Raw genomic sequence first — 24,424 nt, forward strand, 5'->3', positions numbered from 1 at the left:
TCGAACAACAAAAACAATATTCGACGATGCAATTTGAGGACTACAACAATGATTATTTACGGTGTGGCGTTTCTCGCCTTTTGTACCCTGACGGGTATTTTCATCGGTGAACTGCTTGGCAAGCTGATAGGCATACCGGCCAACGTCGGCGGTGTCGGTATTGCGATGTTGTTGTTGATCGGGCTCGGCAGTTGTCTCAACAAAAGCGGTTGGTTCAAGGGTAAAACCGAACAGGGCGTAGAGTTCTGGAGCGCAATTTACATCCCGATTGTCGTTGCCATGGCGGCACAGCAGAACGTTTATGGCGCGCTCAAGGGAGGGCCAATGGCGATTCTGGCGGGTGTAGCTGCAGTTACCATCGCTTTTGCGCTGGTGCCAGTCCTGGTTCGAATTGGTAACAAAGAACCGGCCTCGGTCATTCCACCCAAGACTGTAGGGTAATCGCCATGTACGAATCGATGATGAAGGTGATTACCGGTTACGGCATGATCAGTGGCTTTGCGATTGTCGGCGTGACCATGTGGGTGTCCTACTGGATTTCCAATACGTTCACCAAAGGCCGCTTGCACGGCTCGGCCATCGCCATTTTGCTCGGTCTGTTGTTGTCGTACATCGGTGGTGCGTTGACCGGTGGCCAGAAAGGCGTGGTGGACATCCCGTTGCTGTCCGGGATCGGTTTGCTGGGCGGTGCAATGTTGCGTGATTTCGCCATTGTGGCCACGGCGTTCGGCGTCAGCGTCGATGAGCTCAAACGTGCCGGTTTTGTCGGAGTACTGGCATTGTTCGTCGGCGTCGGGACGTCGTTCATCGCTGGTGTCGCGGTGGCTATGGCCTTCGGATATACCGATGCGGTGAGCCTGACCACCATTGGTGCCGGGGCCGTGACGTATATCGTCGGACCGGTAACCGGGGCTGCCATTGGCGCCAGTTCCGAGGTTATGGCGCTGTCGATTGCGGCCGGGTTGATCAAAGCCATTCTGGTGATGGTCATGACGCCGTTCGTGGCGCCAGTAATTGGTCTGAACAATCCACGTAGCGCGGTGATCTTTGGTGGCTTGATGGGCACTTCCAGTGGCGTGGCGGGCGGGTTGGCGGCTACGGATCCGAAGCTGGTGCCTTATGGTTGCCTGACCGCCGCGTTCTACACGGCGTTAGGCTGTTTGCTCGGGCCTTCGGTGCTGTTTCTGGTCATGCGCGGATTAATGGGCTGATGCCTTAGAGGGTAAGCCTTGCGCCTCAGGGGATTGCGTAATCCCTGTAGGCGCGAGGCTTGCTCGCCAAAGACGTGCGGCGGCTCTCAAACCTGCCGATTGGCATACATCCGACACTCTGCCAATAGCGCCAACAGATTCGGGTCACGCTCCTTGGCCTTGAGAAACACCACGCCGATGTGCTGCTGCAACCGGTATTTTTCCTGCAACGGGATCAGCTTCACCCGGTTCTCGTACACCGCCGCAATCCTGCCCGGCAGCAACGCATAACCCACCCCCGAACTGACCATGCTCAGCAAGGTGAAGATGTCGTTGACCTGCATCGCCACCTTCGGCTCGAACCCCGCCTGCTCGAATACCCGCTTGCCGTCCTGATGGGTGGCGAAGCCCTGGCTCAGGGTGATGAAGGTTTCGTCGCGCACTTCGGCGAGGTCGACTTCGGTGCGTTGGGCGAACTTCGAATCGGCCGGCGTGGCGAGGAAGATATCGTCGGAAAACAGTTGGATCTGCTCGCAATCCGGGTCGTTGATGCTGTCGTCCAGAGACACCAGGATCGCATCCACTTCCATGTTCTTGAGCTTGTAGAGCAGGTCGAAATTCGAACCAAGGATCAGGTCGATGTTGAGTTCGCTGCGGCGGATTTTCAGGCCCATGATCAACTGCGGCACGGTTTTCACGGTCAGCGAATACAGCGAGCCCAGTTTGAAGCGTTCAGCGGAAAATCCGGCGGCCTCGCGCGTCAGGCGTACGCTCTCGACCACGTCCTGAATCAGCTTCTGCGCCCGTTCTTCCAGCACGTAGGCGCTTTCCAGCGGGGTCAGGTTGCGGCCTTCGTGTTTGAACAACGGGCAGCGCAAGGCGCTTTCCAGGGAGTGGATCGCCCGGTGCACGCTGACGTTGCTGGTCTGTAATTCGGCCGCGGCCCGGGACAGATTGCCGGTGCGCATGAAGGCCAGGAACACCTCGAGTTTTTTCAGGGTCAACTCTTCGTCAATCAGCATGGCGCGGACTCTTGTTCGAATGGCTCGATTGTACGGGCCTTTACGGGAGCTGGCTTGCCAGCGATGGCGCCATGACGATCAACGTAAAACTTGAGGCGCTGACACCGGCAAACCGGCCATTGTGTTCTGAAACATTGCGCTCTTAAGCTTCAGGCCTAAGCCTTGTACGTTGGGCTAATGATTTTCGAGGTGAATGACCGATGTATCACGGGGAAAGACTCAATGCCTGGACGCATCTGATTGGGGCGGTGGCGGCGTTTGTCGGGGGTGTCTGGCTGATCGTCGTCGCCAGTCTGGACGGCAGTCCGTGGAAGATTGTCAGCATGGCGATCTACGCCTTCACCTTGCTGGTGTTGTACAGCGCGTCGACCGTGTACCACAGCGTGCGCGGGCGCAAGAAAGTGATCATGCAGAAGGTCGATCACTTTTCGATCTACCTGCTGATCGCCGGCAGCTATACGCCGTTTTGCCTGGTGACCTTGCGCGGGCCCTGGGGCTGGACGTTGTTCGGGATTGTCTGGGGGCTGGCGCTGATCGGCATTTTGCAGGAGATCAAGCCGCGCTCGGAAGCGCGGATTCTGTCGATCGTGATTTACGCGGTGATGGGCTGGATCGTGCTGGTGGCGGTCAAGCCATTGCTGGCGGCACTGGGTGTCGCCGGGTTTGCGTGGTTGGCCTCGGGCGGGGTGTTGTACACCGTGGGCATTATCTTTTTTGCCCTCGATCATCGCCTGCGCCATGCCCACGGGATCTGGCATCTGTTCGTGATTGCCGGGAGCCTGCTGCACTTCGTGGCGATTTTCTTTTATGTCCTGTGATCGCTCCTACAGGTCCGGTGCAAGACCAGCAATGCGATCGAGTTGTGCCTGGGCCTGTCGACTGAACACCTGCAACAGGTCGCTCAAAGTGTGGGGCGGCGGTTCCGTGGCGCGGGTCACCGCGTACAGGGTGATGGGCAGCGGTGGCGCGAGAGGGCGAATAGTCGTTGTGGCGGGGGAGGCGCCCAGGGCCGTGAACGGATCGATCACCGCCAGCCCGGCACCGGACTCCACCATCGCCCGGGCCAGCGAATAGGTCTGCACCGCGATGCGTACCCGCGGCGGCGGTTCGACCGCTTCGAGGTAGGTGTCGAGCCGGGCGGCCAGCGGGTCGGCACTGGACAAGCCAATCAGCGGCGCATCGGCCAGGGCCATCAATGACAATGGCATGCCGGCCTGCGCCGATGGCCAGTAACCCGCCGGTGCCAGCACTACCAATACACCGCCCGCCAAGGCTTGGGCCTTGAGCCCCGGATGATCCGGTCTTTGCAGCGTCAGGGCGACATCCACTTCCCGCATCAGCAGGTTCTGCACCAGCTCACGGCTATGGGCGCTGGACAATTCGCAGGCGATGTCCGGGTAGCGTGCGGTCCACTCGTGAATGGCCGGCGGCAACAACGACAGGGCCAGCGCCGGCGTGGCGCCGATCCGCAGGCTGTGGCCCGGTTCGCGACGCAGGCTCTGGGCCAGGCGCCGCACGCCTTGCAAGCTTTCACTGACCTTGTCGACCTCGCGCTCCAGCTCCAGCGCTTCGGGCGTCGCTTGCAACTTGCCGCGAACCCGCAAGAACAACGGGAACCCCAACTGCTGCTCGGCGTGCTGCAGCACCTTGGTCACCGCCGGTTGCGAGACGTGCAGCAATTGCGCGGCGGCGCTGATCGATCCGGTTTGGCGGATGGCCTGGAAAATCTCGATGTGACGGAGGCGCATGGCGAGTCCATAACCTTTGTTTATGGGTTAAGCATCTTTATTCATTGTTCGCCGCCTGTCACCTGGACCTAACCTCGGCTTCGTCATCACAACGGTTTTAAGGACGGACATGGCTCAGCGTGTGTGCATCATCGGCGGCGGCGTGATCGGTCTGGCAACGGCCTATGCGCTGGTGCGCGACGGCTTTGAGGTCACCGTCATCGAGGCGCGGGACGCGTTGGGCAGCGAAACCAGTTTCGCCAATGGTGGGCAACTCTCCTATCGCTACGTCGCACCTTTGGCTGACGCCGGTGTGCCGTTGCAAGCCATTGGCTGGATGCTGCGCGGCGATTCCCCCTTGAAGCTGCGCCCGCGGTTCGACGCTGCGCAGTGGCGCTGGATGGCGTCTTTTCTCGGCGCTTGCCGCCGCTCGGTCAACCGTGAGAACGCCGCACACTTGCTGCGGCTGGCGCTGTTCAGTCAAGGCACATTGAAGGCATGGCGCGAAGACGATGGGCTGGCAGGCTTCCAATGGCGGCGCAACGGCAAACTGGTGACCTTCCGGGAGCGCGCCAGCTTCGAGCATGCGTGCCAGCGGCTGGCCGACCCTCAGCAGCAACAGGTGCTGTCGGCGGCCGAGTGCGCTCAACTTGAGCCGGCCCTGGCCGATGCACCCTTTGTCGGTGCGATTTATACGCCGGACGAAGAAGTGGGCGATTGCCATGCTTTCTGCCGGCTCTTGGCTACACGGTTGCAAGCGTCCGGGCGTTGCGAGTTACGCCTAGGGCAAGCGGTGACCGGCATTCGCCACGCCAACGGCAGCGTCAGCGCCATCGATCTGGGCGAGCAAGTGTTGCCGGTCGATCAATTGGTGATCGCCGCCGGCCACCGCAGTCCGCTGTTGGCATTGCCCGGTCTGCAATTGCCGTTGTACCCGCTCAAGGGCTACAGCCTGACGGTGCCCATCGGCCCCGACCACCAGGCCCCGGATGTGAGCATCACCGACTATGACCGCAAGATCGTATACGCACGGATCGGCGAGCAGTTGCGGGTGGCTGCGATGGTCGACATCGTTGGCTTTGATCCTGCTATAGACCCCAAGCGACTGGCGCTGATCAAGCGTCAGGCCCGTGACACCTTCCCCAATGCCGGGGCCTATGACGCGGCCACCGAATGGGCCGGGATGCGCCCGGCCACGCCGAGCGGCGTGCCGCTGCTGGGCGCCACGGCCTACCGCAACCTGTGGCTCAACATCGGTCATGGCGCGTTGGGTTTCACCCTGGCCTGTGGCAGTGGGCGGTTGCTCAGTGAACTGATCGGCCAGCGCCGGCCCTCCATCGATATGCACGGTTTCAACCACCGGGCCGCCTGATCTTTTATTTGCCAAGAGGACACTGCAATGACCATTACCCGACTCCACAGCAACCCGAGGTTGTCTGGCGCCGTGACGTTTGGCGATCTGGTATTTCTCTCTGGCCAAGTGCCGGGTGAAGCCTCGGACGTGGGCGGTCAGACCCGCGAAGTGCTGGCCAGGATTGATGCGTTGCTGGCCGAAGCCGGCAGCCACAAGGATCAAATGCTCAGCGCGACCATTTACCTGAAAAATATCACCGACGATTTTGCCGCCATGAATGAGGTCTGGTCGAACTGGCTATCGCCAGGGCAGGCCCCGAGCCGCACGACCGTGCAGGCCGAGCTGGCGAGACCGCAGGTGCTGGTGGAAATCACTGTCATCGCCGCTCGTTTGAAATGACCCTCATCCAACACCCACAACGGAGAATAACAATGCAAAAAATCACGTTGCTCGGCTGCACCCTCGGACTGTTGCTCACGAGTCAGGTCCAGGCCAACGAGGCCCCACTGACCGGCACCCTGAGCAAGATCGCCAACGCCAAGAGCATTACCCTGGGCTATCGCGATGCGTCAGTGCCGTTCTCATACGTGGGTGATCAAACCGGCAAACCGATGGGCTATTCGGTGGATCTGGCGGGCAAGATTGTCGAGCGTATCCAGCAGCAACTGGCGCTGCCGGACCTGAAGGTGAATTACAACCTGGTGACCTCGCAAACACGCATTCCTCTGGTGCAGAACGGTACCGTGGACCTGGAGTGTGGCTCCACGGGCGTGACCGCCGAGCGGCAGAAGCAAGTGGCGTTTTCCTATGGCTTCATCTATGTAAAAGGCCAATTGCTGACCGCCAGGGACAGCGGTATCAAAAGCTTCGCCGACTTGCGTGGCAAGAACGTGGTGACGACTGCCGGTACGACCAACGAGCGCTTCCTGAAGAGCTACAACGTCGACCACAAGATCGACATGTTCGTGATCAGCGCCAAGGACCACGGCGAAGCCTTTCAGATGCTGCAATCGGGTCGTGCCGCCGCTTTCTATATGGACGATGCGCTTCTCTACGGCGAGCGCGCCAAGGCCCATGACCCACACAAGTGGGTGGTGGTGGGAGAGGAACAATCGCGGGAAATCTACAGCTGCATGGTGCGCAAGGACGACCCGCAGTTCCTGGCCCTGGTCAACGGCGCACTGGGGGATCTGTACAGTTCGGGGGAAATCAACGGCATTTACCAGCGCTGGTTCGAACAGCCGATTCCGCCGAAGGGTTTGAACCTTGAGTTTCCGATGACCAGCGAACTCAAGGCGATCATTGCCAGGCCGGTGAGCGATCCGGTGCAATAGTGATCGGTGCTGTTCCCGTAGACCGCGTCGCGGCCATCGCGAGCAGGCTCCCACAGTGGAACGCATTTGAACTGTGGGAGCCTGCTCGCGACAGGGGCCTAGAAATCGCCCCAAAGCTGCTGGGCCACCGCCAAGGCAACCACCGGCGCGGTCTCTGTACGCAATACCCGAGGCCCCAGCCGGGCTGCATGAAAACCAGCGCCCTTGGCCTGATCCACTTCCGCATCCGATAACCCGCCTTCCGGGCCGATCAGAAAGGCCAGCGTCGCAGGCTTGGCATGACTGATCAGTGGTTCGGCCACCGGGTGCAGCACCAGCTTCAATTCAGCCTGAGTCTGCTTCAACCAATCGGCCAACAGCACCGGCGGATGAATCACCGGCACCCGTGAGCGCCCGCATTGCTCGCAGGCGCTGATCGCGACCTGGCGCCAGTGCAGCAGGCGTTTGTCGGCGCGCTCGTCCTTGAGCCGGACTTCGCAGCGCTCGCTGAAGATCGGGGTGATTTCGCTGACACCCAATTCAGTGGCTTTCTGGATTGCCCAGTCCATGCGCTCGCCACGGGACAGGCCCTGACCGAGATGGATCTGCAGTGGCGATTCGACCTGGCCGGCGAACTGCTCGTCGATCTGAACCACGACACGCTTCTTGCCGACCTCAACCAGAGTGGCGCGGAACTCCTGGCCCGAGCCATCGAACAGTTGCAGCAGATCGCCCTCGGCCATGCGCAATACGCGGCTGATGTAATGGGCCTGGGCTTCGGGCAATTCGTGTTCGCCGGTACTCAGGGGGGCGTCGATAAAGAAACGGGACAGTCTCATTGGGGGTCTCTACTAAATTCGATCGGAGTCGCTTTTGGGGCGAGGGCGCTTGCTCCCACGCCACAGGGTCGTGCAGTGACGGTCAGCCCGGATCACGGAACCCCGGATGGAAGTCCTTCGGCACCGAAACACTGACGCTGTCGCGAGTCGCGATGTCGATGCCTTCGCTGGCCACTTCGGCCAGAAAGTCGATCTGCTCCGGCGTGACCACGTACGGCGGCAGGAAATACACCACGCTGCCCAGAGGTCGAAGTAAAGCACCGCGCTCCAGCGCATGCTGGAACACCTTCAGGCCACGGCGCTCCTGCCACGGATAGGCCTCTTTGCTGGCCTTGTCCTTGACCATTTCGATGGCCAGGACCATGCCGGTCTGGCGCACTTCGCTGACGTTAGGGTGATCCACCAGGTGCGCGGTGGAGGAGGCCATGCGCCGCGCCAGGGCCTTGTTGTTCTCGATGACGTTGTCTTCTTCGAAGATATCCAGCGTTGCCAGCGCCGCCGCACAGGCCAGCGGGTTGCCGGTGTAGCTGTGCGAGTGCAGGAAGGCGCGAAGGGTAGGGTAGTCGTCGTAGAAGGCGCTATAGACGTCTTCGGTGGTCAGGCAGGCGGCCAGCGGCAGATAACCACCGGTCAGGGCCTTGGACAGGCAGAGGAAATCCGGGCGGATGCCGGCCTGTTCGCAGGCGAACATGGTGCCGGTGCGACCGAAGCCGACGGCGATTTCGTCATGGATCAGGTGTACGCCATAGCGGTCGCAAGCTTCGCGCAGCAGCTTGAGGTACACCGGGTGGTACATGCGCATGCCGCCGGCACCCTGGATCAGCGGCTCGACAATCACTGCCGCGACCGTGTCGTGGTTCTCGGCCAGGGTCTGTTCCATGGCGGCGAACATGGTGCGCGAGTGTTCTTCCCAGCTCATGCCTTCGGGGCGCAGGTAGCAATCCGGGCTTGGCACCTTGATGGTGTCGAGCAGCAGGGCTTTGTACGTTTCGGTGAACAGCGGCACGTCGCCCACCGACATCGCCGCCATGGTTTCGCCGTGGTAGCTGTTGGTCAGGGTCACGAAGCGCTTCTTGTTCGGCTGACCGCGGTTGAGCCAGTAATGAAAGCTCATCTTCAGCGCCACTTCGATGCAGGACGACCCGTTATCGGCGTAGAAGCATCGCGTCAGGCCTTCCGGCGTCATCTTCACCAGGCGCTCGGACAGCTCGATCACGGGCTGATGGCTGAAACCGGCGAGGATCACGTGTTCGAGTTGATCGACCTGATCCTTGATGCGCTGGTTGATGCGCGGGTTGGCATGGCCGAACACATTGACCCACCAGGAGCTGACGGCATCGAGGTAGCGTTTGCCTTCGAAGTCTTCCAGCCAGACGCCTTCGCCGCGCTTGATCGGGATCAGTGGCAGTTGTTCGTGATCTTTCATCTGGGTGCAGGGATGCCACAACACCGCGAGATCGCGTTCCATCCACTGTTTATTCAGGCCCATTTTCACTCTCCTGGAGGCGGTCCGTGACAAGCGCGGACCTACAATCGCGCAAGCCTATGCAATGGATCGCGTGGGGACAACCCATTGTGTCGATTGAGCTACTTTGTATAGGGCGATCAGACGCTGCTGGCAGGCGTCTGGCGGCTGACGTATCCTTCGCGGTTCTTGAGCCGACTGGCTCGCAAAAACCGCTATTTTTTCGTGTATTTCCGGAGTTCGCTGAATGTCTGTCGGTTGGCTGCGCGCCTGTGCGCTGGTGATGTTGGGGCTGTTCAGCGTGTCTGCGCTGGCCAAGGATAAAACCGCGATCGTGATCGGCGGTGGGGTTTCGGGCCTCACGGCGGCTTACGAACTGCAGAACAAGGGCTGGCAGGTCACGCTGCTGGAAGCCAAACCGAGCCTGGGCGGTCGCTCCGGCATGGCCACCAGCGAGTGGATCGGCAACGATAAGACCCAGCCGGTTTTGAACAAGTACGTCTCGACCTTCAAGCTGAGCACCACACCAGCGCCTGAGTTTGTGCGTACCCCGGGCTATCTGATCGACGGCGTGTATTACAGCGCTGCCGACCTGGCGACCAAGGAGCCGGCCACCGCCGACGCACTCAAGCGCTACGAAAAGACCGTGGACGACCTGGCGCGTTCGATCGACGACCCGCAGAACCCGGCCGCCACCAACACGTTGCACGCCCTGGATCAGATCAACGTGTCCAGCTGGCTCGACAAGCAAAACCTGCCGGCCACCGCGCGCCAGTTGATCAACCAGCAAATTCGTACTCGCTACGACGAACCTTCGCGCCTGTCGCTGCTGTACTACGCGCAGCAGAGCCGTGTTTATCGTGGCGTGTCGGACCGTGACCTGCGCGCTTCGCGTCTGGTCGGGGGCAGCCCGGTGCTGGCCCAGGCCTTGGTCAAGCAGCTGAAAATCATCAAGACCAACTCCCCGGTCTCGGCCATCACCCAGGAAAAGGACAGCGTCACCGTCAAGGTCGGCAGTGTCGGCTATCAAGCTGACTACGTCGTGCTGGCCGTGCCATTGCGCGCCCTGAACAAGATTCAGATGACCCCGGCGCTGGACGCCCAGCATCAGGCGGCGATCAAAGGCACTAACTACGGTTGGCGCGACCAGATCATGCTCAAGTTCAAGACGCCTGTGTGGGAAAGCAAGGCGCGCATGTCCGGCGAGATCTACAGCAACACCGGTCTGGGCATGTTGTGGGTCGAGCCGGCCTTGAAGGGCGGTGCCAACGTGGTGATCAACCTGTCCGGCGACAACGCCCGGGTGATGCAGGCGTTCGGCGACAAGCAAATGGTCGATCAGGTGCTGATTCGCCTGCATGCGTTTTACCCACAGGCCCGTGGTGCGTTTACCGGTTATGAAATCCGTCGCTACAGCACCGACCCATCGATGGGCGGCGCTTACCTGGCGTTCGGTCCCGGCCAGATCAGCAAGTTCTGGCGCCTGTGGGAACGTCCGGTCCAGCGTGTAGCCTTTGCCGGCGAACACACCGACACCTTGTACCCTGGCACCCTGGAAGGCGCATTGCGCACCGGTCAGCGTGCAGCCAGCCAGGTAGAAGACCTGGCGGCGGGCAAGTCGTTTGAGCCGGAGAAAGTGCTTCCGGTGGCGGCTGCGGCAGCAGGTGCTGGCGCGGTGGCGGCGAAGAAAGGCAACTTCTTCACCAATCTGTTTGGTGGCTCGGATGATGAGAAGAAACCGGCACCGGTCAAGGCCCCTGAGCCTGTCGCGCCACCGGCTCCTGCTCCTGCTCCTGCGCCGGTCGCTGCGCCAGCCCCGGTCGAAGCAGCGAAGCCTGCAACACCGGTGAAAGCCGAGCCGGCCAAGAAAGCTCCGGCGAAGAAACCGGCGGCCAAGACCGAGGCGAAAAAAGCCCCGGCCAAGGCACCGGTCAAGAAAGCCGAACCGGCTAAGAAGCCAGCGGCCAAACCGGCAGCCACCCCGGCTCCGGCAACGGAGGCGAAGGCTCAGTAACCTTCAGGTGTAAAAAAAGCGCGGCCCATGGGTCGCGCTTTTTTTTGCTCATTTATTAAGCGAAAGAGACGTCCTGTTTTCGCGCAGGATTTTGCATTCCACAATCTCGGTCCTACACGCTTCAGTGATATATCAGAGCCTTCCCACAAAATAATCAGAAATAAATTATAGATAGTGCAAGATATTAAGATATATTCTCTTCGAAAATCTTGGGGGGTATATGAAAGTATTATTGGCAATAACAATTTTCGTTGCGCTTTTTGGTTGTGTAGATGGTCGCCTGACTATTCAAGGGAGTAACCTTGAACTGACCCATAAATGCCAGATTGATCCGTACAAACCAGATTGCTTACAGCCACCCCCTGCCATTAAAGGTCCTTAGGTATCTAAAATTTTTATCATAATTAGATGGGGCTTAACGAGAAAGTCCAGGTTTTAATTACTATATCTTCAAATAAAATATTAATCGGCTTCGGTTTTGGGATTCGACCAGGGACGAATCCGTAGCGTGCCCAGCACAGGTTACCGTTTCGCCTATCGTAAATGACTAGATTTCCGTCATCTTGAATAGCCATACAAGCGTTGTTCCAAAGCGATTTATCAATGCTGTGGGTGCTTTCAGCAATCCATGTACGCCTTCTGGACGGGTCATAAAGAAAACCATTGTTGCTGATCACAAAACGCAGAGGCTCACGCATTTTTTTCTGATACAAGGTTCTGCTATAAGCTTGATTAGCATCTGCAATCCAGACTACAGCGCCATTATCCGTGATGACTAAATTTCCATCAGCTTGCAATACCAATCGAAATCGACTGTTTGGAGACATTAGATATTGCCCTGGCAACATCGATTGATAGGGAGGCAGCACCGGAGAACCACTTGCTTGAAATTGTGTAGTAGCCATGTTTTTTCCTGATCTAATGAATAGTTGAGTTCTCATTGAATCAGGTTGAAATTCGGAAAAGGCTATACATATTTATCGCTTGGCCAAAAAATCACCGTGGTTGGCGCGAAACAAAAAAGGATACGTCGGCAGTCGTGTGTGCTCTGGATCGGTAAGGGCCGAGCCGGCCAAGAAAGCTCCGGCGAAGAAACGAGCGGCCAAACCGGCAGCCACCCCGGCTCCGGCAACGGAGGCGAAGGCTCAGTAACCTTCAGGTGTAAAAAAGCGCGGCCCATGGGTCGCGCTTTTTTTTGCCATAAATTCCGCTTTCAACTACGCGGTCCTACACGCCTCAACGATGTGTCAGATGCGTCCCACAATCGAATCAGAGCGAAATGATAGAAGGCGGCTGCTCTTGAACCCCAGGATCTTCAAAACCTGGAGGTCCCATGAAAGCACTCGCACTGACCGTTTTATTGATGGCCCTTTCTGGCTGTGCAAACGGCCATTTTTTTCCCCAAAGGACATGGTTATGAATCGGACTTCAAATGTCAGATGAACCCTTACGATCCTGTATGCCTAGAGATACGTCAGGTCTACCACAATTAGGGAAACGGGTAAGCCGTGCTATCCAGCGGGAGTGATCACTCCTCTCCACAGGTTCACGCCGATCAGTCAAGAGAATGCGAGCCACCGCAGGCGCGAGCTTGCTCGCGACAGTCATTAACGATAACGCGCTTTCGTCTAACTGATCGGCATTGGGCCCCAGGGCCCCGTGCTTTGCTTGAGGAAAAACCGTAAGCAGAAATCGAATAAATCGTTCAGTACAGGTGTTCTCAGATTTGTATTCACTTTTACTGACAATTTGGCCTTTAATCTTTTCTTAACTCGGCGATTTCACACTCTTGATCGTATTTCTCGATATTTCAAAGCAAAATTTTCCGCTTTAATTCGATAGATAACTCGATAGTCTTGGGCCAGCACTTACAGGGATCTAGGCAATGCAGCTACGTAATTCCACTTCTCGCTATGGCTGGGTCAGCATCTTCCTGCACTGGGGGGGAGCGCTGGCGGTATTCGGCCTGTTCGCCCTGGGTCTGTGGATGGTCGATCTGGGTTATTACGACCCTTGGCGTAAAGCCGGGCCGGACATCCACAAGAGCATCGGGCTGATATTGCTGGCGTTCATGGTGTTGCGTGTGTTGTGGCGTTTCATCAGCCCGCCACCGCCGACGTTGAGCAGCTACAGCCCTATGACGCGTCTGGGCGCCAAGTTGGGCCATGCCTTTCTGTATGTCTGCCTGTTTGCCGTGATGATTGCCGGTTACCTGATTTCCACCGCAGAAGGTGTCGGGATTCCGGTGTTTGACTGGTTTGAAGTGCCTGCACTGGTTTCCGGACTTCCGGACCAGGCAGATAACGCCGGTGCGATTCACCTCTACCTGGCATGGGCGCTGGTCATTTTTTCCGGCCTCCATGCGTTGGCAGCTTTGAAACACCACTTTATCGATCGTGATGTGACCCTCAAGCGAATGCTGGGTCGCAAAGCCTGAAATTCAACCTCGACTATTAAGGAAAACCAAGCATGTTGAAAAAGACTCTCGCCGCTCTGGCAATCGGTTCCGCCCTGCTGTCCGCCAACGTCATGGCCGCTGACTACGTTGTCGATAAACAAGGCCAGCACGCCTTCGTTGACTTCAAGATCAGCCACTTGGGTTACAGCTACATCACCGGTACTTTCAAGGACATCGACGGTACGTTCAGCTTTGACGCTGCCAAGCCTGAAGACAGCAAGATCGAGTTCAACGTGAACACCGCCAGCGTCTTCACCAACAACGCTGAGCGCGACAAGCACATCTCCAGCAAAGACTTCCTGAAAGTGGCTGATTTCCCCAAGGCTACGTTCAAGTCCACCAGCGTTAAATCCACCGGCAAAAATGCCGACGGTAAAGCCACTGCTGACGTGACCGGCGACCTGACGATTGCTGGCGTGACCAAGCCAGTCGTGGTCAAGGCCACTTTCCTGGGTGAAGGCAAGGATCCATGGGGCGGCTACCGTGCCGGCTTCGAAGGCACTACCAGCATCAAACGCTCTGATTTCGGCAAGATGATGGACCTGGGTCCACAGTCCGACGCCGTTGAGCTGTACGTCACCTTTGAAGGTGTGAAAGCGAAATAATTTTTCGCCCCTGACACAAAAAACGCCCGCTGCTTTTCAGAGCACGGGCGTTTTTTATTGCCGGGCACACATCCCTGTGGGAGCGAGCCTGCTCGCGAAAAACCCATAGGCGCCGCTGGGCATCTGGTTTAACGCGTTATCGTTCACGACCATCGCGGGCAAGCCCGCTTCCACAGGGATTGTTTTTGTCCCATAAAAATTGCCCCGGCTCTTTCGAGTCGGGGCATTTTTATTTCGGCGATAAATCAGCGATTGCGGGTCAGCAATGCCGGTTTTTCTCCGCGAGGACGGCTTGGCAGTTGATCCAGTTGCTCAGGTGTCGGGAAGCGATCAGCCTTCGACTCCTTGTGCATGATCTTCGGCGCCGGGCCACGCGGGTTCTGCACGGCCGGCTCCGAACGAGGCTGGTCGTCGCGGGCCGGACGGCGGTTGCGCGAGTCTTCGCGACGGGCCTGGCCGTCACGAGGTGCACCATTGCGTGGGCCGCTGCGTTTGGCCGGTGGCGTGCCGGTGCTGGCGCCATCGCTGCTGCGCGGACCGTTCTGGCGACCTTGTGGCTTGCCGCCACGTGGTGCGCCCGAACCGGCTGCCGTGCCTTGTGCCGGAGCACCCGGACGGCGGCCACGGCCCTGGGCCGGCTTCTGCTGTGGCACGTAGTCGACGCGGTTACCGAAGTTATCGATATCGTCGTCCAGGAACTCGTCCGGGGCACGATCAGCAGCGGCACGTGGCGGCTGGCTTGGCTGGCGCTGTTCGCGGGCCGGCGTGCCTTCGCGTGGCTTTTGCTCACGGGCCGGGCGCTCGCCGCGACCGGAGGCCGCTGGTTTTTCCTTGCCTTTGTCCTTGCCCTTGTCCTTGCGGCCGCCACCGCCGCCGTTCGGGCCATCGCCGCGCGGGCCACGTGGATTGCGCGGGTTACGCACATCCGGACGCTCGCGAACTTCAGGCTTCTCGGCTTCCACGGCGCTCGAATCGAAGCCCATCAGATCGCCGTCGGCGATTTTCTGCTTGGTCATGCGTTCGATGCTTTTGAGCAGCTTCTCTTCGTCCGGTGCCACCAGCGAGATCGCTTCACCCGAACGACCGGCACGGCCAGTCCGGCCGATACGGTGCACGTAGTCTTCGTCGACGTTCGGCAGTTCGAAGTTGACCACGTGTGGCAATTGGTCGATGTCCAGGCCGCGGGCGGCGATGTCGGTGGCGACCAGGATGCGTACGTCACCGGCCTTGAAGTCGGCCAGGGCTTTGGTACGGGCGTTCTGGCTCTTGTTGCCGTGGATCGCGACGGCACTCAGGCCGTGTTTGTCCAGGTACTCGGCCAGGCGGTTGGCGCCGTGCTTGGTGCGGGTGAACACCAGCACCTGTTCCCAGGCGCCTGCGGTGATCAAATGCGCCAGCAGCGAGCGTTTGTGGTTGGCCGGCAGGCGGAACACGCGTTGCTCGATGCGCTCGACCGTGGTGTTCGGCGGCGTGACTTCGATGCGTTCCGGGTTATGCAGCAACTTGCCGGCGAGGTCGGTGATGTCCTTGGAGAAGGTTGCCGAGAACAGCAGGTTCTGCCGCTTGGCCGGCAGGCGGGCCAGGACCTTTTTCACGTCGTGGACGAAGCCCATGTCGAGCATGCGGTCGGCTTCGTCCAGCACGAGGATTTCCACGTGGGACAGATCGACGCTGCCTTGGCCGGCGAGGTCGAGCAGGCGGCCAGGGCAGGCCACCAGTACGTCTACACCGCGGGACATGGCCTGAACCTGCGGGTTCATGCCGACGCCGCCGAAGATGCAGGCGCTGACGAATTTCAGGTCACGTGCGTAGACCTTGAAACTTTCGTGCACTTGCGCGGCGAGCTCGCGAGTCGGGGTCAGGACCAGTACGCGCGGTTGACGCGGGCCATGACGCTGGGATTTGTCCGGATGACCGTTGGGGAACAACCGCTCCAGGATCGGAAGGGCGAAACCGCCGGTTTTACCCGTACCTGTCTGTGCCGCGACCATCAGGTCGCGACCTTGCAACACGGCGGGAATGGCCCGCTGTTGCACCGGAGTAGGCTCGGTATAGCCCGCTGCCTCGATGGCGCGGACTAAAGCCTCGGAGAGACCGAGGGAAGCAAAGGACATGAGTAATCCTGTTTTAGTTAGGGCTTGGCCCAATGGGAGTCTTGCCTGGCGCGAATGGCGTTTAAGAGGAACGCAATCCCGTCCGGTCCTACTGGGTTTCGAAAGCTCGTCAGGAGCGCTCGCGCGGGCCGCAAAGCTGCGCTGTAGCGGGGTCGAGATGCCTTGAACGATTCCGAGCGTCCGGGCGTGAGCCTGGCGGGAAGGCCGGAGTATAACAGAGCAATCACTGCGCGCCGCTTTCCTGCTGCTCAACGGTTTTTGCCGTAGTGGCGGTGGGGCCCGGCGGGTTCACCACGGTGGCCGGGTCGGCACCGTATCGGGCGCTTAGCTCTGCGTAGGCCGGCTCACGCTTGAAGCGCTTGAGTTCAGCGCCGAAGCGTTGCACCAGCAAGTCCATGCCAGCATTGCGTCGCACTGCCAGGAATTGGCTCTGTTGGCTGATGACGGTCGGGTTTTCGGTGATTTGGTCGCGGATGTGCAGTTCGTCGAGCAGGTGCTGGCCGACCCGGCGATCGGTGATCAGCAGGTCGATGCGCCCGCGCACCAGTTTGCCGAAGTTGGCTTCATGACTCGGCGCCGGTTCACGGGTGAACAGTGTCGATTCCCTGAAGTCCTGGCTGTACAGGTAGCCCGGTGAGGTGCCGATGGTCAGGCCGCGCAGTTCGTCGAGCGTGCGAAAGGGGTGCGGTCGTTCGTTGGCGTAGAACATCACGAACTGCACTTCGGAGAGCGGTTCGCTGGGGTAGAGCAGGGTCGCGTCGCGTTCATCGCTGTGGAAAATGTCCAGCGCGCCATCGGCCTGGCCGGTTTCAAGCATCGACAGGCAGCGTTTCCACGGCAGGAATTGCCACTCGACTTCGATACCCAGGCGCTTGAAGACGATTGCCGTGGTTTCGTAGTCCAGCCCCAGGGATTTACCGTTCTCCTCATAGACGTAAGGAGCCCAGGGTTCCGTGACAATGCGCAATTTCTCGCCCCGGGCGGCAAAGCTCAGGCAAGTGAAAACAAGCACGGCGAATAACTGTGTGATCAAAGGCATAGGTTTGAGATTACGACGAGAAACGGGAAAGAGCCAGAAACTGGATCCAGAAGCTCTATCTCCATGTGTTGCGCATCAACAAATGTGCTGTGAAAAGCAAAAAATCGCCGCCTGCGAAGGTGCCTGCAGAAACGTCGGTTTCCATGCAGGCGCCTTTGCGGGCGGCGATCTTTTGGTCTTGCTTTGATCGCTTTTAGCGCGGCAACTTCAGATTGTTCCACACCGCCAGGCTCGCTTCGGCCTGATTCAGTGTGTAGAAGTGCAGCCCTGGCGCACCACCTTGCAGCAGGCGTTCGCACATCTCGGTGATGACTTGCTCACCAAAGCGTTGAATGCTCTGGGTGTCATCGCCGTAGGCTTCCAGTTGCTTGCGGATCCAGCGCGGAATTTCCGCACCGCAGGCGTCGGAGAAGCGTGCGAGTTTGCTGTAGTTGGTGATCGGCATGATCCCCGGCACGATGGGGATGTTCACGCCCAGTGCCCGTACACGCTCGACAAAATAGAAGTAGCTGTCGGCGTTGAAGAAGTACTGGGTGATTGCGCTGTCGGCGCCGGCTTTGGCCTTGCGGACGAAGTTGGCGATATCGTCTTCGAAATTGCGCGCTTGCGGGTGCATCTCCGGGTAAGCGGCCACTTCGATGTGGAAGTGATCACCGGTCTCTTCACGAATGAATTCAACCAGGTCATTGGCATGGCGCAATTCGCCGCTGGCCATGCCCATGCCCGAAGGCAGGTCACCACGCAGGGCAACGATACGTTTGATGCCGGCAGCCTTGTACTGGCTCAACAGGCCGCGCAAGTCATCCTTGCTGTCGCCCACGCAAGACAGGTGCGGCGCGGCAGGTACTTTGACTTCGCTTTCGAGCTGCAACACGGTGTTGAGGGTGCGATCACGGGTCGAACCGCCAGCGCCGTAGGTGCAGGAGAAGAAATCGGGGTTATAGGTTGCCAACTGGCGGGCAGTGGCGAGCAGCTTTTCATGCCCAGCGTCGGTCTTCGTAGGGAAGAACTCGAAGCTGTAGCGACGGTCTTGGGACATGGAGGGGGCCTCCAGCTGCAAGCTGCAAGTTGCAAGCTACAAGAGGGCGTAGCGCCGACTCTCGTCGTTGAAACCCGCAACTAACGGCTGCGTAATAGCGATGAAGAAGCGAGCAACAAGCCTCAAACCTCAAGTAAACGAACCGCTTTTACTTGCCGCTTGAAGCTTGCCACTTGCAGCTGCTGTCAGTAGCGATAAGCGTGTGGCTTGAACGGACCTTCGACGGTCACGCCGATGTAGTCGGCCTGGGTCTTGGTCAGTTGAGTCACCACGCCGCCGAAGCCACGGACCATTTCCAGGGCCACTTCTTCGTCGAGTTTCTTCGGCAGTACTTCAACGGTCAGGCGCTCGGCTTTCTGGGCTGGCGACAGGTCGGCGTACTTTTGACCGAACAGGAAGATCTGAGCCAGAACCTGGTTGGCGAACGAACCGTCCATGATGCGGCTTGGGTGGCCAGTGGCGTTGCCCAGGTTAACCAGACGGCCTTCGGCCAGCAGGATCAGGTAGTCGTCGTTCTGGGCATCGAATGCGCCAGGACCGGTACGGTGGATCTTGTGTACCTGTGGCTTCACTTCTTCCCATGCCCAGTTCTTGCGCATGAAAGCGGTGTCGATTTCGTTGTCGAAGTGGCCGATGTTGCAGACAACAGCACGCTTCTTCAGGGCTTTGAGCATGTTCGAGTCGCAAACATTAACGTTGCCGGTGGTGGTCACGATCAGGTCGATCTTGCCCAGCAGTGCCTTGTCGATGCTGGCTTCGGTGCCGTTGTTGATCCCGTCGATGAACGGCGAAACCACTTCGAAACCGTCCATGCAGGCTTGCATGGCGCAGATCGGGTCGACTTCGGACACTTTAACGATCATGCCTTCCTGACGCAGGGACTGAGCCGAGCCCTTGCCCACGTCACCGTAACCGATGACCAGCGCTTGCTTGCCGGACAGCAGGTGGTCGGTACCGCGCTTGATCGCATCGTTCAGGCTGTGACGGCAGCCGTACTTGTTGTCGTTCTTGCTCTTGGTGACCGAGTCGTTGACGTTGATGGCCGGGATTTTCAGCTCGCCCTTGGCCAGCATGTCCAGCAGGCGGTGTACGCCGGTGGTGGTTTCTTCGGTCACGCCGTGGACGCGATCCAGAACCTGCGGATATTTCTTGTGCAGCAGCTCGGTCAGGTCGCCGCCGTCGTCGAGGATCATGTTGGCATCCCAAGGCGCGCCATCCTTGAGGATGGTTTGCTCCAGGCACCACTCGTACTCTTCTTCGGTTTCGCCTTTCCAGGCGAAAACCGGAATGCCGGCAGCGGCGATGGACGCAGCGGCCTGGTCTTGAGTCGAGAAAATGTTGCAGGACGACCAGCGTACTTCGGCACCCAGGGCAACCAGGGTTTCGATCAGCACGGCAGTCTGAATGGTCATGTGGATGCAGCCGAGGATCTTCGCGCCCTTGAGCGGTTGCTCTTCGGAGTACTTGCGGCGCAGACCCATCAGGGCTGGCATTTCGGATTCGGCGATGATGGTTTCGCGACGGCCCCAGGCTGCCAGGGACATGTCGGCCACTTTGTAATCGGTAAAATCTGCAGGCGTGATAGCAGCGCTCATGAAGAGCCTCCATTCGTAATGTATGCGAATGGGCGCCGTTGTGCGTTTAGTGTCTGGCCGATGACAGCCAAGCAACGCCCCATCCGAGCCTGACAGGTTGAACCTGCTGCAGCGCCCCTCGGACAGGTGGCGGGAAAACGGTACCAGGTTGAGGTTACCGTTTTGAAACGGGGGCGATTATAGCGGGCTATGCTGATCTTCCAAAGTCTTTCTGTTGGTCAATGTCCGAACGGTAATCGAGACCATAGTCGATGGTTAATAGAGCTCTAGCCCGGGGTCTGCCAAGATAGCGCCCATCATTCGGCAAGACGCTCAGGAGTGAATATGAATTTCCACACCCGCAAATGGGTTAAACCAGAAGACCTCAACCCCAATGGCACCCTGTTCGGCGGTAGCCTGTTGCGCTGGATCGACGAAGAGGCGGCGATTTACGCCATCGTCCAGTTGGGCAACCAGCGCGTCGTCACCAAGTACATTTCGGAAATCAACTTCGTCAGCGCCTCGCGCCAGGGCGACATCATTGAACTGGGCATCACCGCCACCGAATTCGGTCGCACCTCGATTACCCTGACCTGTGAAGTGCGCAACAAGATCACCCGCAAAAGCATCCTCACCGTTGAAAAAATGGTGTTTGTGAACCTCGGTGAAGACGGTCTGCCGGCGCCCCACGGCCGCACCGAGATCAAGTACGTCAAAGACCAGTTCAAGGAAGATGAATTGGTTACGAAGTGACATCGGCGTTGGCTTCATCGCGAGCGGGCTCGCTCCCACAAGGCGCGCGTTGCACCTGTGGGATCGAGCTTGCTCGCGAAAGCGGTTGTGCCGTCACCGAAGATTTACCCGCCTACTGAACAGCCGTGAGCCACGGGGGTCGTAGCTAAAAGCCCCCCACGGTGACCACGTCATGATCACGCCAACAGACGGCAAGACCCCCGACCTCTCGGCGAAAGAACAGCACGAGGTCGAAAAAAACCAGCCACCGCGCGCGGCGGTGCTGCACGAAATCATCCGCACCCAGGGCGATCAGGAGCTTGAGCGCAGCATCGCCGCGCTGTGGTGGTCGGCGCTGGCCGCCGGCCTGACCATGGGCCTTTCCCTGATGGGCATGGGCTTGCTCAATTCCCGGCTGCCAGAGGGTGAAGGCTTCAAGGTGATTGCCAGTTTCGGTTACTGCGCGGGTTTTCTCGCGGTGATCCTCGCCCGTCAACAGTTGTTCACGGAAAACACCCTGACCGCCGTATTGCCGATCATGAGCAAGCCCACGCTGGCCAACTTCGGTCGCTTGCTCAGGCTGTGGACGGTGGTGCTGGTCGGCAATCTGTGCGGCACCTTGCTGGTGGCCTACGTCATGCTGAAGCTGCCGATCTTCGACAGCAAAACCGATTTGGCCTTTCTCGACATCGGGCGCAAGGTCATGGAGAACGATTCCGGCCAGATGTTCGCCAAGGGCATCGTCTCCGGCTGGATGATCGCCACCATGGTCTGGATGATTCCATCCATGGAGAGCGCCAAGATGTGGATCATCATCCTCATCACCTACCTCATGGCGCTGGGGGATTTCACCCACATCGTGGTCGGTTCGGCCGAGGTTTCCTACCTGGTGTTCGCTGGTGAATTGCCGTGGAAGGATTTCTGGCTGGTGTTCGCCGGGCCGACGCTGGCGGGGAATATCATCGGTGGCAGCTTCATCTTCGCGCTGATCAGTCATGCGCAAATTCGTAGCGAAGGTGATGCACCAAAGGAAGCGGCGGACCGAGACCGGAAGTCCGATCCGCATGAGCTCGAAAAGTGATCAGCCCCGCAAGGCGTTGGTTTAGCCGGTTACGTTGACGGCGGCGGTATCGCGCCGTTGCAGATAGATGAAATACAGCGCTGTCAGTACGGTCAAGCCGCTGACCAGCGCGCCCGTCCAGGGCAGGTCGGCCAGGTCGGCACCGCTGGCCACCACCAGGCCGCCGATCCAGGCGCCCGCTGCGTTGCCGAGATTGAATGCGCTCTGATTCAGGGTCGAGCCCAGGTTTGGTGCCTCATGGGCCTGGTCGATGATCAGCAATTGCAGGATCGGGCACAGGGCGAAGGCAAAGATTCCCCACAGCACCAGCGTGATGGCGGCCGGGATCACCGAGTGGCTGGTCTGGCTGAATGCAGCCAATACCACCACCACGGCCAGCGCCATGCCGACCAGTGACGGCAGCAGGCGGCTGTCGGCCAGGCGCCCGCCGAGCATGCTGCCGGCGGTCAATCCTACGCCGAACAACAGCAGCATGATGGTCACGCCGTGGGGGCTGACGCCGGTGATGTCCTGCAGGATCGGCGCAATGTAGGTGAACACGCTGAACAGGCTGGTTGATGCCAACACGCTCATGCCCAGCGCCAGCAGCACGTTGGTTTTGCCCAATACCTTGAATTCGCTGGCCAGGTTGGCTTTGTCCATGGCGATGTGCTTTGGCAGCCACACCCACTGAGCAATCGCGGCGATCACGCCGATCACCGACACCGCCCAGAAGGTCGATCGCCAGCCGGCATATTGACCGAGCGCCGTGCCCAGCGGCACGCCGAGCACGTTGGCCAGGGTCAGGCCGGTGAACATCATGGCAATCGCCTGGGCCCGTTTGTTCGGCGCCACCAGTCCGGCGGCCACCACTGAGCCAATGCCGAAGAATGCACCGTGACAGAGCGCCGTAATCACTCGCGCCGCCATCAGCGTGGCGTAGTTCGGCGCCAGCGCGCAAAGCATGTTGCCCAGAATGAACATCAGCGTCATGCCCAGCAGCGTGGCCTTGCGCGGCATGTTCGCCGTGCCGACGGCGAGGATTGGCGCACCGAACACTACGCCCAGTGCATAGCCGGTGATCAGCAATCCGGCATGAGGAATGCTCACGGCCAGATCGCGGGCGACGTCGGGCAACAGCCCCATGATGACGAATTCGGTGGTGCCGATGCCGAACGCGGCAACAGCGAGGGCCAGCAAAGCGAGTGGCATGCGCAAGGTCTCTGTCGGTAGTCTTGACGCTGTGATCAGGCATACGCGTGCCAACGTCCGTTCTCGACGAGAGCGGGCAGGGGCAGATTTTATTGGAATTAGTCTGTGCGCAACTGAGTGCGGCGTGGTCGCTTGCAGTATAAACAGCCGCTGACCTATGGCGAATCAATTATCCGCCCGAATACGGTAGGAGCGAGCCTGTCGAATCGTCGCACCGTCGCGAAGGACGTCAACGAAGACGCGTAGTCACTGGCTGGCTGCGTTGCCTTCACGCGTTTCGCGAGCAGGCTCGCTCCAACAGGTTGGGGTTCAACAAAAGGAGTGTGCCGTGCTTGCAACAGCACTGGTGTTGGTAGCGGCGCTGTTGCACGCGGCGTGGAATACCCTGATCAAATTCAGCGCCGAACGGCTGCTGGTGGTGGCCTGCATGGACAGCGTGGCGTTGCTCTTTGTCGCCATCATGCTGCCATTCGTGGCGTTACCGCCGCTGGACATCTGGCCGTGGATCCTGGCATCGGCGGCGTTCGAGTTGCTCTATCGCTACTTGCTGATCCAGGCCTACCGGGTCGGCGACCTGGGGTTGGTCTATCCCCTGATGCGAGGCTTGTCGCCGCTGGTGGTGCTGGCGCTGACCCTGATCTTTGCCGGCGAGTCGCTGTCGGATCAGCAGGTTTTCGGGATTCTGTTGATCCCGCTCGGCATGTTGTGCCTGCTTTGGCAGGGCGGCGGCGGTGCGCGTTTGCCGTGGTCGATGTTGCCGGTGGTGGCGCTGATCGGCTTGTGCATCGGTTGCTACACCTACATTGACGGCCAGGCGCTGCGGCGCTGGTCGCATCCGCTGGATTACCTGGTCTGGGTGACGTTGCTCAGTGCCTGGCCATTTCCGTTGCTGGCCTGGGTGAGCAAGCGGCCGGCGTTCAAGCTGTTTTGGCGTGAGCAGTGGCGATTGGGGCTGGCGGTCGGGTTCTGCGTATTGTTCAGCTACGCTCTGGTGCTGTGGGCCATGCAGTTGGGCTCTATTGCCGAAGCGGCGGCGTTGCGCGAGATCAGTGTGATTCTGGTGGTGCTGTTCGGCATGCGCTATCTGAAAGAACCTTTTGGCAGACCTCGGCTCTTAGCCTGTGGGCTGGTGTTGGTTGGCATGCTGGTCATGAAGTTCTGACCGGCCCGCGAGGGAGCCCGATTGTCTATAACCTGAAGAAAGGACTGCTCTATGACGGTTGCTCTATGGTGCATTTTGATTGCGATTTTCCTGCCCTATCTGTGCACGGGTATCGCCAAGGCCAGTGGCAGGTACAACCTGAAAGACAACCATGACCCCCGGGATTTTCTCGAGTCGCTCAATGGTTTTGGTCGTCGCGCACACGCGGCGCAATTGAACGGTTTCGAAGTGACCCCGGCGTTTGCGGCAGCCGTGATCGTGGCGCACCTGGTCGGCAATGCTGAACTGGTGACGATCAATGTGCTGTCGGTGTTGTTCATCACCAGTCGGCTGCTTTATATCATTTGCTATCTGGCGGACTGGGCGATTTTGCGGTCGCTGGTCTGGCTGGTGGGAATGGGCCTGATTGTGTCGTTTTTTGTTGTATCTGTTTGAATCTCCACTTCGCCAGCAGGCTCGCTCCCACAGGGGTATGCATTCCAATGTGGAAGCGAGTCTGCTCGCG

General features: G+C 59.3%; 23 protein-coding genes and 1 riboswitch. Of the genes, 13 read left to right on the top strand and 10 right to left on the bottom strand.

The window, feature by feature from the left end; translation table 11 throughout:
- Positions 1 to 48: 48 nt before the first annotated feature.
- Complete coding sequence (madL, locus tag AC1Q6D_RS01845) at positions 49 to 441, top strand: malonate transporter subunit MadL (protein WP_103402786.1); 393 nt, start codon at positions 49 to 51, stop codon at positions 439 to 441.
- A 5-nt stretch (positions 442 to 446) separates the two neighbouring features.
- Positions 447 to 1,211 (top strand): malonate transporter subunit MadM, encoded by a 765-nt coding sequence (gene madM / locus AC1Q6D_RS01850; protein WP_103402785.1) that lies wholly within the window; start codon positions 447 to 449, stop codon positions 1,209 to 1,211.
- Between the two features lie 86 nt (positions 1,212 to 1,297).
- On the opposite strand, the gene AC1Q6D_RS01855 is transcribed toward madM, so the two are convergent.
- Complete coding sequence (locus AC1Q6D_RS01855; protein ID WP_103402784.1) at positions 1,298 to 2,212, bottom strand: LysR family transcriptional regulator; 915 nt, start codon at positions 2,210 to 2,212, stop codon at positions 1,298 to 1,300.
- Between the two features lie 200 nt (positions 2,213 to 2,412).
- Between AC1Q6D_RS01855 and trhA the strand changes: the two genes are divergently transcribed.
- Entirely contained in the window at positions 2,413 to 3,030 is a 618-nt protein-coding gene (gene trhA / locus AC1Q6D_RS01860) for a PAQR family membrane homeostasis protein TrhA (RefSeq protein WP_103402783.1), read from the top strand.
- 6 nt (positions 3,031 to 3,036) lie between these two features.
- Here trhA and AC1Q6D_RS01865 read toward each other — a convergent pair whose 3' ends face one another.
- Positions 3,037 to 3,960: a LysR family transcriptional regulator gene (locus AC1Q6D_RS01865; protein ID WP_103402782.1), complete on the bottom strand. Its 924-nt coding sequence runs from the start codon at positions 3,958 to 3,960 to the stop codon at positions 3,037 to 3,039.
- 109 nt (positions 3,961 to 4,069) lie between these two features.
- Between AC1Q6D_RS01865 and AC1Q6D_RS01870 the strand changes: the two genes are divergently transcribed.
- Genes AC1Q6D_RS01870 through AC1Q6D_RS01880 form a run of 3 tightly spaced genes read left to right on the top strand, consistent with a single transcriptional unit; the run spans position 4,070 to position 6,627 of the window.
- Complete coding sequence (locus AC1Q6D_RS01870) at positions 4,070 to 5,311, top strand: D-amino acid dehydrogenase (RefSeq protein ID WP_103402781.1); 1,242 nt, start codon at positions 4,070 to 4,072, stop codon at positions 5,309 to 5,311.
- A gap of 27 nt (positions 5,312 to 5,338) precedes the next feature.
- On the top strand, positions 5,339 to 5,692 hold the full coding sequence (locus tag AC1Q6D_RS01875) for a RidA family protein (protein ID WP_103402780.1): 354 nt from the start codon (positions 5,339 to 5,341) through the stop codon (positions 5,690 to 5,692).
- A gap of 32 nt (positions 5,693 to 5,724) precedes the next feature.
- The gene (locus AC1Q6D_RS01880) at positions 5,725 to 6,627 is read left to right on the top strand and encodes a transporter substrate-binding domain-containing protein (RefSeq protein ID WP_103402779.1); all 903 of its coding nucleotides are present in this window, start codon (positions 5,725 to 5,727) and stop codon (positions 6,625 to 6,627) included.
- A gap of 98 nt (positions 6,628 to 6,725) precedes the next feature.
- Here the strand turns inward: AC1Q6D_RS01880 and AC1Q6D_RS01885 are convergent, their stop codons facing one another.
- Complete coding sequence (locus AC1Q6D_RS01885; RefSeq protein ID WP_103402778.1) at positions 6,726 to 7,445, bottom strand: 16S rRNA (uracil(1498)-N(3))-methyltransferase; 720 nt, start codon at positions 7,443 to 7,445, stop codon at positions 6,726 to 6,728.
- Between the two features lie 82 nt (positions 7,446 to 7,527).
- Entirely contained in the window at positions 7,528 to 8,934 is a 1,407-nt protein-coding gene (locus tag AC1Q6D_RS01890; protein WP_103402777.1) for an adenosylmethionine--8-amino-7-oxononanoate transaminase, read from the bottom strand.
- 223 nt (positions 8,935 to 9,157) lie between these two features.
- Between AC1Q6D_RS01890 and AC1Q6D_RS01895 the strand changes: the two genes are divergently transcribed.
- Complete coding sequence (locus AC1Q6D_RS01895; protein ID WP_103402776.1) at positions 9,158 to 10,924, top strand: flavin monoamine oxidase family protein; 1,767 nt, start codon at positions 9,158 to 9,160, stop codon at positions 10,922 to 10,924.
- 404 nt (positions 10,925 to 11,328) lie between these two features.
- Here the strand turns inward: AC1Q6D_RS01895 and llpB are convergent, their stop codons facing one another.
- Positions 11,329 to 11,829 carry a lectin-like bacteriocin LlpB gene (gene llpB, locus AC1Q6D_RS01900; RefSeq protein ID WP_103402775.1) on the bottom strand — a complete coding sequence of 167 codons (501 nt, stop codon included), beginning with the start codon at positions 11,827 to 11,829 and terminating at the stop codon, positions 11,329 to 11,331.
- 980 nt (positions 11,830 to 12,809) lie between these two features.
- On the opposite strand from llpB, the gene AC1Q6D_RS01905 reads away from it, so the two are divergent.
- Both AC1Q6D_RS01905 and AC1Q6D_RS01910 read left to right on the top strand, forming a co-directional pair.
- Positions 12,810 to 13,361 carry a cytochrome b gene (locus AC1Q6D_RS01905; RefSeq protein WP_103402774.1) on the top strand — a complete coding sequence of 184 codons (552 nt, stop codon included), beginning with the start codon at positions 12,810 to 12,812 and terminating at the stop codon, positions 13,359 to 13,361.
- A 32-nt stretch (positions 13,362 to 13,393) separates the two neighbouring features.
- On the top strand, positions 13,394 to 13,987 hold the full coding sequence (locus AC1Q6D_RS01910) for a YceI family protein (protein ID WP_103402773.1): 594 nt from the start codon (positions 13,394 to 13,396) through the stop codon (positions 13,985 to 13,987).
- A 245-nt stretch (positions 13,988 to 14,232) separates the two neighbouring features.
- Here AC1Q6D_RS01910 and rhlE2 read toward each other — a convergent pair whose 3' ends face one another.
- From rhlE2 to ahcY, 4 genes are all read right to left on the bottom strand, one after another.
- A complete protein-coding gene (gene rhlE2 / locus AC1Q6D_RS01915; RefSeq protein ID WP_103402772.1) occupies positions 14,233 to 16,101 on the bottom strand; it encodes an RNA helicase RhlE2 in 1,869 nt (622 codons plus the stop codon).
- A gap of 223 nt (positions 16,102 to 16,324) precedes the next feature.
- Positions 16,325 to 17,140 carry a substrate-binding periplasmic protein gene (locus tag AC1Q6D_RS01920; RefSeq protein ID WP_047534442.1) on the bottom strand — a complete coding sequence of 272 codons (816 nt, stop codon included), beginning with the start codon at positions 17,138 to 17,140 and terminating at the stop codon, positions 16,325 to 16,327.
- A gap of 193 nt (positions 17,141 to 17,333) precedes the next feature.
- Entirely contained in the window at positions 17,334 to 18,179 is an 846-nt protein-coding gene (gene metF / locus AC1Q6D_RS01925) for a methylenetetrahydrofolate reductase [NAD(P)H] (protein ID WP_047534440.1), read from the bottom strand.
- 185 nt (positions 18,180 to 18,364) lie between these two features.
- Complete coding sequence (ahcY, locus tag AC1Q6D_RS01930; RefSeq protein WP_103402771.1) at positions 18,365 to 19,774, bottom strand: adenosylhomocysteinase; 1,410 nt, start codon at positions 19,772 to 19,774, stop codon at positions 18,365 to 18,367.
- A gap of 23 nt (positions 19,775 to 19,797) precedes the next feature.
- A riboswitch (S-adenosyl-L-homocysteine riboswitch) is annotated at positions 19,798 to 19,900 on the bottom strand.
- 198 nt (positions 19,901 to 20,098) lie between these two features.
- On the opposite strand from ahcY, the gene AC1Q6D_RS01935 reads away from it, so the two are divergent.
- Positions 20,099 to 20,506 carry an acyl-CoA thioesterase gene (locus AC1Q6D_RS01935; protein WP_003229043.1) on the top strand — a complete coding sequence of 136 codons (408 nt, stop codon included), beginning with the start codon at positions 20,099 to 20,101 and terminating at the stop codon, positions 20,504 to 20,506.
- Positions 20,507 to 20,678: 172 nt separating this feature from the next.
- Entirely contained in the window at positions 20,679 to 21,566 is an 888-nt protein-coding gene (locus tag AC1Q6D_RS01940) for a formate/nitrite transporter family protein (protein ID WP_103402770.1), read from the top strand.
- A gap of 21 nt (positions 21,567 to 21,587) precedes the next feature.
- Here AC1Q6D_RS01940 and AC1Q6D_RS01945 read toward each other — a convergent pair whose 3' ends face one another.
- On the bottom strand, positions 21,588 to 22,757 hold the full coding sequence (locus AC1Q6D_RS01945) for an MFS transporter (protein ID WP_103402769.1): 1,170 nt from the start codon (positions 22,755 to 22,757) through the stop codon (positions 21,588 to 21,590).
- A 328-nt stretch (positions 22,758 to 23,085) separates the two neighbouring features.
- Between AC1Q6D_RS01945 and AC1Q6D_RS01950 the strand changes: the two genes are divergently transcribed.
- Both AC1Q6D_RS01950 and AC1Q6D_RS01955 read left to right on the top strand, forming a co-directional pair.
- Complete coding sequence (locus AC1Q6D_RS01950) at positions 23,086 to 23,919, top strand: EamA family transporter (protein WP_103402768.1); 834 nt, start codon at positions 23,086 to 23,088, stop codon at positions 23,917 to 23,919.
- Between the two features lie 51 nt (positions 23,920 to 23,970).
- Complete coding sequence (locus tag AC1Q6D_RS01955) at positions 23,971 to 24,354, top strand: MAPEG family protein (RefSeq protein WP_103402767.1); 384 nt, start codon at positions 23,971 to 23,973, stop codon at positions 24,352 to 24,354.
- Positions 24,355 to 24,424 lie beyond the last annotated feature (70 nt).

It is taken from the genome of Pseudomonas sp. MT92, from assembly GCF_058792515.1.